This is a genomic window from Bradyrhizobium acaciae (assembly GCF_020889785.1).
Taxonomy (GTDB): Bacteria; Pseudomonadota; Alphaproteobacteria; order Rhizobiales; family Xanthobacteraceae; genus Bradyrhizobium; species Bradyrhizobium acaciae.
The window spans coordinates 28,103-40,521 of the sequence record NZ_JACMYK010000013.1 but is presented as its reverse complement, the minus strand read 5'-3'; the positions used below and the strand labels follow the sequence as shown (position 1 = coordinate 40,521).

Sequence of the window (12,419 nt, the reverse complement as noted above, 5' to 3'; positions counted from 1 at the left end):
TGTGAAAAGAGACGGCCATGACTGAATCAGCAAATGACAAGAAGACCGAGAATGGCAGCAAGGGCGCGCTTTGGAGCGACCTTGTCGATCTCCTCCCCGGGTTTGCCAAGCTCGCGAAGTTGTCGGGCGGTTATGCCGATTCCTTTCTCAATCGCGTGCGCGAAATCGATTACCGGAAGGCGGTTCTTAAAGAGACAGATGCGCGCGGCCTCGTGAGCACGAAGGGACTCTTGCCCAACGCCGGTTTCGTCGAGCTCACGACCGACGCCGGATACATCCTGATGTCCGCACCGTTAAAACGAGCCTTCCTCTATCCTTTCCATCATGGCGACGCCTTCCTGAAAGAGATGATGGAGCCTCTGCTGTCCGCAGCCGGATGGGTCGACGCCCTGCAACGCCAGAATATGGTGATCCGGGAAACACTCGCGCCCGGTCAGGAGCCGCCTTACTTCGCCCTTGCGCGCGAATTCGAGAAGGATATCCGCGCCGCCCAGGAGCGAGCCGAGGCCACAGCGGGGGACTTCGACATCAAGCCCTACTTTACGGAAGAGCTTCACGAATTCTATGGCCGCCGGATGACCCTCCATATGGAGCGGGCTGGCGAGCACGCCCTTCGCGGCGAAGAAAACGCCCATCGGTGGGAGACGGAATCAAATCACGCCTGCATGTTGCTCCATTCCGCGCTGAGCATGCTCAAGAAGCACGGCGTGAAGAAAATCGTTTTCGCGAAAGCGCGCCCCGAAGCCTATGAAGAGGCTGTGAAGCGGATTGCCGAAATACGTGCGCAACTTATGCCGGGTGTCGCTTTCGCCGGTGACCGCATGGGATTTCGTCTTGCATTCCAGCGGACGCTATCGAAGCCCGGTGAGGTTGAGGCACAGGTAACGAATATCGAGAAGGCCAAGGCTTTCATACGGGAGCAATGGCAAGGGTACCTCAGCGCCGCACGGGAATTCCAGGATCAGAACGGCGCAGACGGGGCCAACCCGCATACTGAAAAACTAAAGCGCGCGCGTAACGCCCTGCGTGATCTTGATGCGCTAATAAGCAACGGTGTCACCGAGATCGGCTATGAGCCCGGCGATACTGAAGATGCGGTCGTAGCCAAGATCGCTGCCGCGAAACCGCCGGTCACACATGAGGTTGCTGACGAGCAGCCCGGGCCTGTTGTCACTCCGCCTGTGGTCGCAGACAATGAAGCCGTAGTTCCGCTTGAGGTGAAAGAACGTCAGCGCGCCGCTCCCCCGATAGCCGCGCCACCGGCAGCGCCAGCGCAACCCCCTTCAGCAAGCTCGCCTCTATTCGCGCCGCCAAATGGTGGCGCCCAAGCACGACCTATCGCTTCATCGCCGCCGGCTCCGGCTGCGATGCCGCGCACGGATACCACGCAAGCACGGCCGGCTCCGGTAACGCAGCCAACCGTGCGCGAGCAGTGGAAATACGCCAAGACCATCTTCGCTTGGGCCAAGGATAAGCTGCCGACGATGATCTTAGGCGCGGCTACCGGCGCGGCCGTCCGTCTCGGTGCTCAATTTGCCATGGCGGCGTTTGTCGCCACGACGCCCGGCATCGTCACCGTCATTGGCACGGCAATGATTGCAGGCGCTGCGGCAGGTGCGGCGTCGCGCTTAGCGGTGACGGCGGCCTTTGGCGGTGCCAAGAAACAAGAAGAGGGGTGGAAACGAAAAGCGCTTATCGAGGGCGCGCTTATGGGTGCCCTCGGCGGTGCGCTCGGCGCAAGCGCGATGCAGTTCGCGCACGAGTATCTGCAAAGCTGGTGGGGCCATACTTCCACTGGCTCGCCGGCCTCACCGCCGCCGAACAGCGATCCCGCCACGGGAACGCCGATCGTCGAGCCTCCGCACGCCCCGGCGCCACCGCCAGCCGATGTTCCAGCGAGAACGGGCCACGCGGTGCCCCTCGCGCCGGGAGCGTCGGTCTCCCTCGAAGCTATCGCCGGGGATTTGCACGCCTTGCTTACGCCGGACCAACTTGCATTGCTGCCGAACAATGTGAGCCGCCTCGCGACCTCGTCGTCTCCGAAGGCGCTGTGCCTGTTTTGCAAGGAAGCATCTTACCTTCTGCTCAACGCGCCGCCGCGCGATGCGGCTTCCATTGCGGCTGGTGCGAAGCTGTTGACGTATGGTGTGCAGATTGCACATCAGGCGGATTTGCATGGGCCCGTTAGCCGCATGCTGAATGCCGACCTCGCCTATGTGAAGGCGTGGGGAATCGGAACGGACAAGGACCTGCCGCAAGCAATCGCCTGTGCACGGCGCGCCGGTAACGCAGTCAATAACTATGGACCTCGGCTGCTTCGGTATCTCGGCCTGTCATAGGATCTGGAAGTGCAACCCCTTAATATCGAATTCCGCAAGCCCATCTGTGCACGGTGAAGGCCGGAAGCGGTGCTGGGCGACGCGCCGCGCCGAGCTTAGGCCTGACAACTCGCTCCGACCGATTCCGGGCCGAACGCCGGTCTCTGGGTCAGGCAGGTTCCGGCTTGCAGACACTCCCTCCCGCAAGTCCTTGAAACTGCCAAGGATTCCGGCCGGCACAAATAGTTGTTGCTGGCGAGGCGTCGACCCACTATATATATCTCATTCAATGCAGTGAGATAAATGAACGTCATCAGCCTTCCCATGATCCGCCCCGGTATCGACCCCATTCTCGCGGGGCGGCTTTCCGGCAAACGTGCCTTCGTCACCGCGCTCGAACAGTTTCCCGAACTGACCGAGCCCGCCATCGTCCTGCTCGACTTCGCTGGCGTCGACCTCGCCACATCCTCCTACCTCAATGAAGTTCTGATGCCGCTGCGCGACCATCTGCGCATGCGCCGCCATCCCGGCTACGCCGTCGCCGCCAACCTGAACGAGAAGGTGCGCGAAGAGATCGAGGAGATGCTGGGCCGGTCGGGCGATGCGTTCCTGACCTGCGTTACCGATGCTTCAGGCAACATTGCCGATGTGCAGCTCTGCGGGCGGCTCGACGAGAAGCTGCTGGAGACGTTGAAGCTGGTCAGCGCGAAGCGCGAAACCACCGCCGCACAGCTGCACGAGGAAACACGCAATGTCGACGCCGTCGGCGCGACCGCATGGAATAACCGTCTCTCGTCGCTGGCCGCGAAAAGCCTCGTTGTCGAGATCTTGCAGGGCCGGACCAAACGGTACCGGCCTGTTCTGGAGGTTGCCTGATGGGTCTCGACTTTATCCGTAATGCGGCTCCCGCTTTCAATCGCGTGCTCGACCGCCGCCTGGTCGAGATGCATTCGCCGACGCTGTTCAGCCGCGACGTGCCGATCATCGCGCGCACGGCACGCGCCGATATGTGCGGCGAGGTCACCGCGAAGCTTGGCGAGAAGGTCATGCTCCGCGTGGTGAACAACAAGGTGATTGTGCAGCGGCTCAATGTCGTCATCGCCGAATGCCCAAATGCACCGGCCGAGTTCGTCGCCATCCTGCGCTCCGGTGCCGGTATCTGCGAAGGCGAAATCACGTCGGTGCAGCCCCTCAGCCAAACCTTGGAGGTCGGAATTTGCGAGTGATCACCCGTCCGCAGGAACAACCGGCTACGCCGAACCTCCGCCGCCAGCGCCGCCGCTGGGACGAAGGCGAAGCCTTGCCGATGGCGCTGGGTTGCCTCGGTTGTCCCGATCTCGGCACCTGCGGCGGCATCCGCAAGCGGCAGGATGCGTTTTCCTGCCTCGACGATTGCTGCGGCAATCCCGCGACTTGCGACGGCATGTGCCCCAACAACCCGGTCGGCTTCCGTGAACGGTGGCGCGAGGTCAATGGTCTCGAGCTCGACAACATTCCCCGCGCCGCGCCGCGCCCGGCGGAGCCACTCCCGGCCTATGTTCCCTACATTTATCACGGCAATCGCCGCGCGGTGCCGCTCGACATCGAGGCCGTGGCGCTGCCGCTGCGCCGCTTCCACACGCCGGATGGACGGCTGCGGTTCACCAGCCGCGCCGCCGTCGAGGCGACCTTCGGCATCGGCCCGCATACGCGCATTGTCCTGATCGGCAGCGGCCGGGATAAGCCCATCGAGGCGTGGTGGAAGCTGAGCGAACGCCGCATTCCCATCCTCGCTGGCCTGCGCGCGCTCGGCGTCGCGCTCATCACCGGGCCAAACTATTCCATGTTCACCGACGAGGTCCGTTACAACGACATGCACGCCATGAAGCGCATCGGCAAGGCATGGCAGGAGATCGTCGCTGCCGGCGTTCCGGGCGCCTACCATCTCAATGCCCGCACGCCGACGGATTACGCCCGCCTCGGCGCGTTCATCGCGGAGCGCCCGGAGGTGACCGACGTCGCCTTTGAATTCAAGACCGGGGCGTCGTGGCGCAAGCGGCTTCCCTTCCATGTGGAAGAACTCTCGAAAATCGCGGCGGGCGCGGGCCGGCCCCTCAGCCTGACCATGGTCGGCGGCATCACGGTGCTGCCGCAGCTGGCCGCCGCCTTTCACCGCGTAACCTACATCGACACCTCGGCCTTCATGAACGCGGTGTACCGGCAGCGCCTCTATCTCGGCAACGACGGCAAGATGAAAAAGTATCCCGAGTTGACGTTGCACGGCCAGCCGATCGACGGCCTCCTGGTCGACAACCTCGCCACCATGAAGGCGCGGATCGAGAGCGTGCTGCGTTAAGCGCAACACGGCTGCTTAGTGACGCGTATCCGATCCCGGCATCATGGCTTGGCAGCGGACGGCGGCGAGAAATCCCTTGAACGGCGCCTTCTGTGCGAGCCGCGCGGTTTTCAGCTCGGGCTGCGGGCCGCTGATGAGCAACGCGTGATCACCTGAACGAAACCGTAGGTCAGCGTTGAGATGCGCAAGGCCCAGGAACAGATCACGGAAACCGTTGCCGTGCCCCGACATGCGCCCGTACCGCGACACGTTTTCCTGCAAGGCCGCGTGCATCGCAAGGCCATGGTCGGTGAGATCGGCGAACTCTTCATCTTCGCGCAGGGTCGCAAGGATACCCAACCCGCAGTCGGCGGCGACGAACTCGAAGGCGGATGGTCGCGCCTGAAACGCGAGAATGCCGGTCGATGACGCGCCGGAATGCTCGTGGATGTTGGATTCCATTTCACGAAGCGCGGCCGTCAGGCTTTGCGCGACGGGCTTGACGAGGCCGGACGTTTCCGCCGCCGTCCGCGCCGCGAAGAGAAAGCGATTGCGCTGGACATCGTCGGCCTCGACACGGGGATCGAACGTCGTGCGCATGAAGCCGCGGAGCCGCGCGTCGTCGAGCCAAAGGTTCTGGTTGCTTGCAAGGGCGTTGCGAAAATCGAGTTGCGTTACTGAATCCAGCCACGGTGTTTGCAGCAGCGGGCCTGTTCTGCCGTTGTTCGATTCCATCATGAGCTCGATGAGCGGACAAACTTCCGTCGCCGCGTATCGAACCTGGGGCGCTCCCTTGAGCCTGCCGCGCAAATGGGCCCCCACGAGGTCGTCAACGACATCGAAGGTAAGCGTTTCGCGCGGAAGAGGCTTGTTCGCAAAATCCACAATGGGCCCGTGAAGGAAAAGACCGCCAAGCGGGCACGCAGTGTAGGCGAGTCGTCAGGCGGGCCGTGAGTCGAATTCACAGTTTCCCCATCAAAGATCGAGTTTTTCCCGCTTTTTGGGCGCGTGCGGCAAGCCGCACCGGGAGGCTCTCGTGAACCGAGCCGCAAGCGCGTCTCGGCCATCCGGCTTCGATCCCCACTCGCGCGCATAAGGAGAGCGGCACGCCGCTCGCTTTCTTTTTTTCAGCGAAGAGCTAAAGGGCTGCGCCCTTGGCGCGCGCAAGGCATCCAAACGCTACGCGCCGCCTCCACACGTCTCCCGCAAGGGCGGGGCCCTCGTGTGGACCCTCGGCGCTTCGCGTTCGGACCCTCCTTGCACTTGCCTACCGCCTGCTCGCCACGAGGGCAGGGGTGCAGCAGCAGCTGCACCCAGAAAACAAGGAGGCGAAGATGAAATTACTTACCGATGAAATCCGCGAGACGTTGCTCGCGAACGGAAGGGCCAACGCCGGACGCGAAGAAACCATCGACTTCAAGCCCGCTGTCAAGCTGTTCTTCCCGTGGGGCGCGGCAACGTGGCTGCTCACCGAGCTTGATCCCGAAAATCCCGATATCGCTTTCGGCCTTTGCGATCTCGGCATGGGTTGCCCTGAACTTGGCTATGTGAGCCTCGAAGAAATGGAGAGCCTTCGCTTTCGCGGCCTCGGTATCGAGCGAGACCTTTCTTTTACCGCCGACAAAACCCTCTCCGCCTATGCCGACGAGGCGCGCCGCCTCGGGCGCATCAACGCGTAAGGGGGCGACCATGCAGACAACCCCAAACCGCCGCGACGTTTATCAAGCCATCACCGATCAAATTATCGCCGAACTGGAACGCGGCGTCCGGCCATGGCGCAAGCCGTGGAGCGCAGACCACATGGCGGGGAAGGTACTCTTTCCCCTGCGCCATAACGGCATTCCCTATCGCGGCGTGAATGTCCTTGCGCTCTGGATGGCGTCCCTTGCGAAGGGCTATCGCTCGCCGATCTGGATGACCTTTAAGCAAGCCCTCGACCTTGGCGGTGCCGTGCGCAAAGGCGAACGCGCCAGCCTCACCGTCTACGCCAATTCCATCACGCGCACCGAAACAAATGAGGCCACGGGCGAGGAGAACAGCGCCGAAATCCACTACATGAAGGGGTATTCGGTGTTCAATGCCGAGCAGATCGACGGCTTGCCTACACATTATTATGTGACGCCCGAGCCTGTCGCCGATCCCGTCCCCCGCATCGCGCGCGCCGAAACCTATTTCGCCTCCCTTGGCGCGGATATCCGCCATGGGGGCGCGGATGCGTACTACGCTATCGGCTCCGATCATATCCAGATGCCGCCGTTCGAGGCATTCGAGGATGCCGAGAGCTATTACGCCACGCTTGCGCATGAATGCACGCACTGGACGCGGCACCCTTCGCGCCTTGACCGCGACCTTGGCCGCAAGCGCTTCGGCGATGCGGGCTATGCGATGGAGGAACTGGTTGCCGAACTCGGCAGCGCCTTTACATGCGCCACGCTCGACCTCAACCCCGTGCTTCGCGGCGAGCATGCCAGTTACATCGATCACTGGCTGAAAGTCCTCAAAGAGGACAAGCGGGCGATCTTCACTGCCGCCGCGCATGCGCAAGCCGCCGCCGATTTTCTCAACGCCCGCCAGCCCGGCGCGGCCTCCGAAAAGGAGGCCGCATGAGCCCATCCCGCGCGGCGTCCGCTGCTTACCAACAATTCAAACGAAACCAACTCATATCTCTATGGAGAACATCATGACCAAGAAGAACAACACCAAGACCATCACGATTCCTGCAAGCGGCACCGTCCTCGACATTCCGCTTAACAAGCTCAAGAAGTCGCCGCGCAATGTCCGCAAGGTGCCGCATCCCGCCGCCGACATCGAGGCGCTCGCCGCCAGCATTGCCGCCAACGGCATGCTGCAAAGCCCCGTGGTCGAACCGGAAATAAAGGACGGCAAGCCCACCGGCTCTTATCTCGTCACTATCGGCGAGGGGAGGCGGCTTGCGCAGCTTCTTCGCGCCAAGCGCAAGGAGATCGCGAAGGACGCGCCCGTGCGTTGCGTCATCGATACCGAGCACAACGCCACGGAAATCTCGCTTGCGGAGAACGCCATCCGCACGCCGATGCACCCGGCTGACCAGTTCGAGGCGTTCTTTGACCTTCACACCAAGGAAGGCATGAACGCCGACGACATCGCCGCCCGGTTCGGCGTGACGCCCGCCGTGGTCAGGCAGCGCCTCAAGCTTGCCGTGATCAGCCCGGTCCTGATGCAAGCCTACCGCGAGGAGCAACTCGATCTTGAGCAACTCAGCGCGTTTGCGTTCACGGACGATCACGCCCTGCAGGAGCGTGTCTGGGACGAACTCGGCGGCGATTGCGAGCGCGACGATATCCTTGAGCTTGTGAAGGGTGAGCATGTCGCCGCCACCGATCCCCGCGCGCGTTTCGTCGGGGTGGAAGCGTATCAGGCAGCGGGTGGCGCAATCAGCCGCGACCTGTTTGACGACGAACACGAAGGGTTTTTTACCGACGCGGCTCTGCTCCAGCGGCTCGCCCGCGACAAGCTGGAAGCCGGTGCCGAAGCCGTCCGGGCGGAAGGCTGGAAGTGGGTCGAGATCATGCCCGAGTTCGATTATGCCGCCGTCTCGGACATGCGCCGCGTCTACCCCGAAGCGCCCGAGGTCTCGGAGGAAGTGCAACAGCAGATCGACGCCCTTGAAGCGCAATACGACAACCTCGACAGCGAGGACGAGGATAGTTACCCCGAGTTCGACCGCATCGAAGGGGAAATCGCGGCTTTGCGCGGCGAGGATGCTTTCTATCCTGCCGACATCGCGCGGGGCGGGGCGATCCTCTCCATCGGAGAGGAGGGCGAGCTATCGATCCAGCGCGGTTTCCTGAGGCCCGAGGACGATACCAAGTCCACGCGCACGGTTGCGAAGACAAAAAGCGAAGGTCCTGCGCCGATCCCGGAAAGTCTGGTGGCGGAACTTACCGCCTACCAAACGGCGGCGCTCCGCAATGCCTTTGCCCAGCACTCCGCTATTGCCTTGCGCGCGGTGGTGCACGCGCTGACCGAACAGGCGTTCTTTCACATCGGCCAGACATCGTGCTTGCGCATCAGCCTGCGCGAGGTCTACCCGCATGCCCAAGCGAAGGCGATTGCAGCGACCCCGGCAGAACTTGAAGTGCAGGCGCGGCATGAGGGTTGGGCGAAGCGTCTTCCCGAAGAGGCGAACACGCTTTGGGAGTTCCTCGGCACGTTGTCGCTCGCCGAGCAGATCGACCTCCTAGCGCATTGCGCCTCGCTTGCGCTCGACACGATCCAGCTTCCCAAGCAGCGGCGGCGTCACAACGGCGATGCGGTTGCCGCCGCCATCGGGTTCGATATGGCGGCTGCATGGGAGCCCACCCCCGAAAACTACCTCGGGCGGGTTTCCAAGGAGCGCATTCTTGAAGCAGTGCGCGAAGGCGCATCCGTCGAAGCTGCCGACAACATCGCGGGGCTCAAGAAACAGGCCATGGCGGAGGCGGCAGCAACAAGGCTCAGGGGTAAGGGCTGGTTGCCGTCCGTGCTGAAGCCCCGCGAAGTACCGTTACAGGAAGCCGCCGAATAGGCCGCGCGCCGAAGCCGCCCACCGGGGCGGCTTCGGTCTTTTTTGCGCGGGAATGTCTGGGAAGGGTTGGAGAGATTGGGCAAGGGGCGGTCGCGCCGCAACCCAATCGAGGTTTGAATTGCTCGCAACCAGTTGTGAGCCCATCCATGCCGACCTTTATCCCTCGACCCAATATCGATGCCTTTTTCTCTCGACTTAGTGCCCGTATCGTTCACAAGGATGGGGACAAGGCACATTATTTCTCGGGTACCGATCACATTCAGCTATTCCCGCAGGGCAAGGTCAGCAGCGATTTTTATTATTCGGTCCTATTCCATGAACATGCCCATTGGACCGGGCATGCGACCCGCCTTGACCGTGTCTTGGGGCAACCAGCCGGAAGCAGGGGGCAGGCTCGGGAAGAGATCGTAGCGGTCACCGCCGAAATCCATTTGTCCTTCCGGTTTGGTGTCTTGGGCGCGCTGGATAGTAGCTTCGCTTATGGGAAGAAATTTTACGAGATCATAAAGGACGACCCGGCCTTGATCCGCGCCGCCATGCACGATGGGCGAACCGCCGTCGTCTATATGCACCTGCTGCAAAGCGAGGCGGTCCCGTATCACGTGCTTTCGCCGTGGGCCGAAAAGCTCCTAGCCGAGAATTTTCCGCTGCCGCCTGAACCCGTGCCCGCGCCTCTTCCGGTGCCGCATCCCCGCCCGCAAACCACTTCAACGCCGAATCCGCCAGCGCCGCCGAAGCCGGTCAAACCAAGCCCACCGCGCCCGCGCGCTCCGATACGCAAGCCGATCATCGTCGCCGACCCCGCCGTGCGGGAGCGCCTAGCCCCGTTGATCGCAAAGTTTGGCACCGCACCGCGACCCGGCACCATGCGCCCTGTCTGGCGGGTGTGAAGTTTTCGCCACTTTTCCTAGGCGCTGATGTTTGCCGTGCCGTACTTCCCGGAATCGCCTCTTCATTCCCGAACATGACCGGCCTTTTCAACGGGACGTGCCGCCATGGCGATTTATCGTCGTTGCCCATGATGCAGCCGGTGAACGCCACGCGCTACGCGCGCCTGCTAGGAACGCAGAGAAAAAAATGTTCGGCTTCGCTCCATTTTTTTCTTGCCGTTTGGCGTTCGGCCCCGGCTGCGGGATCAGGGCAACTTGATCGCCATGGTGGCGGTCCCGTAACTTGAAAAGGAGAACACTCATGATCATCGGAAACTTCAGCCTCGATTCCAAGAAGAAAACCTACACGGGCGACATCGTGGCCTTGAGCTTCGAAAAGCGCGGCGTGACCTTCACGCCCGTCGAGAAGAACGGCGACAAGGAGCCGGACTACCGCGTCACGGTGCAAACCGAAGGCGGTCCGATCGAGCTCGGCGCGGCGTGGAAACGCACGAGCGAGCGCGGCCAGGACTTCGTCTCGGTATCGCTGGACGGCCCGCTTCTCTCCGCGCCGTTCAACGCGGCCTTGTTCCCGGATCGCGATGGCAGCGCGACGCTGGTCTGGACTCGCCCGAAGAAGAAAGCGAAGGCGGAGTAATCCGCCGGAACGTCAAAGCCCCCGGCCACGGCCGGGGGCTTTTTCGTGTTCACTCCGCAGCTTCGCCTTGGTGAAACGGGTCCGGCGCGGCGCATTCCGCGACGCCGGGAAGCCGCCAATACGGTCGGCGGAAGGCCATGATCGGGTACTTGAGGCCATTCAGGAAGATGTATTGCTTGTCCTCCGGCAGCGCCATGACGGTTGGCGGCGTTACGAGGCGGAGGCCGACCTTCGACCAGCTCACGCCGCTGCTCGTGCCGGAATTGCTGCTGCGCCCGTTCTGCAAATTCGGGTGCTTGCCGCCCGAGCCATGGCTGAAGCCCGTGTTGTCGCCCCAGCCCTCCGAAGTGCCCGTCGACGTGTTCGCCACGAACTGCGTGAAATCGCCGATCCGCTTGGAGATGAATTCCGCTGTGAAATCGTCGTTGGGGGCGAAGAACTGCGTAAAGCCGCAGCCGGACATGAAGCTGTGCCACGCGTCACCATAGACGTCCCGCAACTGCCCGAGATTTTGCAGGAACGGCCAAAGCTGCACGTTGTAGCCGGCGGCAAGGCCAAAGGCGGTCTCGATGGCGCTGAGATGGCCCAGCATCTTGAACTCGTCGAGGATGAACAGGGTCTTGCCGCCGCCGGGCGAGGCCATGAGTTGATCGAGTGCGCTGACGATCATAAGACGGAAGAAGCGCGCATAGGCCGCCATGTGCTGCTCCGGCAGGATCAGGTACAGCGTTGAGACTTCTTTTTTGAAGTTGGCGAGACGAAAATCATCGCCGGTCAATACGCCCGTGTCGGGATGGGAAAACACAGGATCGCTCAGGAACTTGGTTTGCGTCCGGGCCGAGGAGACGATGTTCTTGATCTCATCGGTGGTGTCGAGGAACTGCCCCGCCAACTCGCCGATGAACGGGTAGGGGCTGCGCATCATCTTCTCGATTTCCTTGATCAAGGCCGCCTGCGGCAAGCCAAGATATTCGCGGATCTGCGGCAGCGTCGCCTTGTTCCCGCGCGTTGCGAGAAGATGGAGGATTAGGACGGCAACCAGATTGCGCGCGCTATCGGGCCAGTGCGGGTCCTTGCCCTCGGTGATGATCAAGGATTCCGACAGGCTTGCAACTTTCGCAAAGACATGCGGATCGTCGATGGACAAGACGGCCAGCGGGTTGAACCGCGAGGTGCCAAGCCCAAGCTCATTGAAGGGATTGAGGAGAAAGGTCTTGCTGACCGCCTTCCGGAATCCCGCCGTCACCGCAGCGTTCTGCGCTTTGGGATCGGTGACGATGAGCGAGCGGTTCATCGTCAGAATGTTCGGGATGATCGCGCACGCACCCTTGCCCGAACGGGTCGGCGCGACGGTCATCATGTGGCGGGGTCCGGTGTAGTTGAGGCCGTGCTGGCTATGAAAAATCCAGTCACGGTCGAATTTGCCCATCGCCGAGCCGAGATAGACGCCGTCTCTGCCGGACAACACGTCTTTCATCAAGGGGGCGTCGGACGGCAGCGAGAAATCCGCCATCCGCGCGTCGCCGAACGTCTTGTCCTCCAACCCATAGCCAGGACTCATCGGATCGGAAGGCGGCTCGGGCGGGGGAGCCGTTGGCGGGAGCGGCGGAGTCTCGGTTTGAGGCCAGCCATGCGCCCAGACCAGCGCGCCGATGAAGGCGAAGACAATCAACACCACCAGAAAATCAGGCATCGCATTCCCCTTGGTTACGTG

The 12,419-nt window shown here is 62.3% G+C and carries 11 protein-coding genes; 9 read left to right on the top strand and 2 right to left on the bottom strand.

Annotated features, from left to right (window positions below; translation table 11 throughout):
* Positions 1-17 precede the first annotated feature (17 nt).
* From H8A92_RS08665 to H8A92_RS08650, 4 genes are all read left to right on the top strand, one after another.
* Complete coding sequence (locus tag H8A92_RS08665; RefSeq protein ID WP_229195420.1) at positions 18-2,339, top strand: hypothetical protein; 2,322 nt, start codon at positions 18-20, stop codon at positions 2,337-2,339.
* A gap of 282 nt (positions 2,340-2,621) precedes the next feature.
* Positions 2,622-3,194, top strand: a complete 573-nt coding sequence (locus H8A92_RS08660) for a hypothetical protein (protein WP_229195419.1) — start codon at positions 2,622-2,624, stop codon at positions 3,192-3,194.
* Complete coding sequence (locus H8A92_RS08655; protein WP_229195418.1) at positions 3,194-3,544, top strand: hypothetical protein; 351 nt, start codon at positions 3,194-3,196, stop codon at positions 3,542-3,544. The genes H8A92_RS08660 and H8A92_RS08655 overlap by 1 nt, the downstream gene beginning before the upstream one ends.
* A complete protein-coding gene (locus H8A92_RS08650) occupies positions 3,541-4,653 on the top strand; it encodes a hypothetical protein (RefSeq protein WP_229195417.1) in 1,113 nt (370 codons plus the stop codon). Before H8A92_RS08655 ends, H8A92_RS08650 begins: the two co-directional genes overlap by 4 nt.
* 15 nt (positions 4,654-4,668) lie before the next feature.
* Here H8A92_RS08650 and H8A92_RS08645 read toward each other — a convergent pair whose 3' ends face one another.
* Positions 4,669-5,367 carry a hypothetical protein gene (locus tag H8A92_RS08645; RefSeq protein ID WP_229195416.1) on the bottom strand — a complete coding sequence of 233 codons (699 nt, stop codon included), beginning with the start codon at positions 5,365-5,367 and terminating at the stop codon, positions 4,669-4,671.
* A 560-nt stretch (positions 5,368-5,927) separates the two neighbouring features.
* Here H8A92_RS08645 and H8A92_RS08640 point away from each other — a divergent pair.
* The 5 genes from H8A92_RS08640 to H8A92_RS08620 all read left to right on the top strand — a co-directional run bounded on the left by H8A92_RS08640 (position 5,928) and on the right by H8A92_RS08620 (position 10,705).
* Positions 5,928-6,311: a DUF2958 domain-containing protein gene (locus H8A92_RS08640; protein ID WP_476695693.1), complete on the top strand. Its 384-nt coding sequence runs from the start codon at positions 5,928-5,930 to the stop codon at positions 6,309-6,311.
* 10 nt (positions 6,312-6,321) lie between these two features.
* Positions 6,322-7,239: an ArdC family protein gene (locus H8A92_RS08635; RefSeq protein ID WP_229195415.1), complete on the top strand. Its 918-nt coding sequence runs from the start codon at positions 6,322-6,324 to the stop codon at positions 7,237-7,239.
* A gap of 73 nt (positions 7,240-7,312) precedes the next feature.
* The gene (locus H8A92_RS08630) at positions 7,313-9,178 is read left to right on the top strand and encodes a ParB/RepB/Spo0J family partition protein (protein ID WP_229195414.1); all 1,866 of its coding nucleotides are present in this window, start codon (positions 7,313-7,315) and stop codon (positions 9,176-9,178) included.
* Between the two features lie 146 nt (positions 9,179-9,324).
* Positions 9,325-10,068, top strand: coding sequence for a zincin-like metallopeptidase domain-containing protein (locus H8A92_RS08625; protein ID WP_229195413.1), 744 nt, complete (start codon positions 9,325-9,327; stop codon positions 10,066-10,068).
* A 301-nt stretch (positions 10,069-10,369) separates the two neighbouring features.
* Entirely contained in the window at positions 10,370-10,705 is a 336-nt protein-coding gene (locus H8A92_RS08620) for a DUF736 domain-containing protein (RefSeq protein WP_229195412.1), read from the top strand.
* A gap of 49 nt (positions 10,706-10,754) precedes the next feature.
* Here H8A92_RS08620 and H8A92_RS08615 read toward each other — a convergent pair whose 3' ends face one another.
* Positions 10,755-12,398: a type IV secretory system conjugative DNA transfer family protein gene (locus tag H8A92_RS08615; protein WP_229195411.1), complete on the bottom strand. Its 1,644-nt coding sequence runs from the start codon at positions 12,396-12,398 to the stop codon at positions 10,755-10,757.
* Positions 12,399-12,419 lie beyond the last annotated feature (21 nt).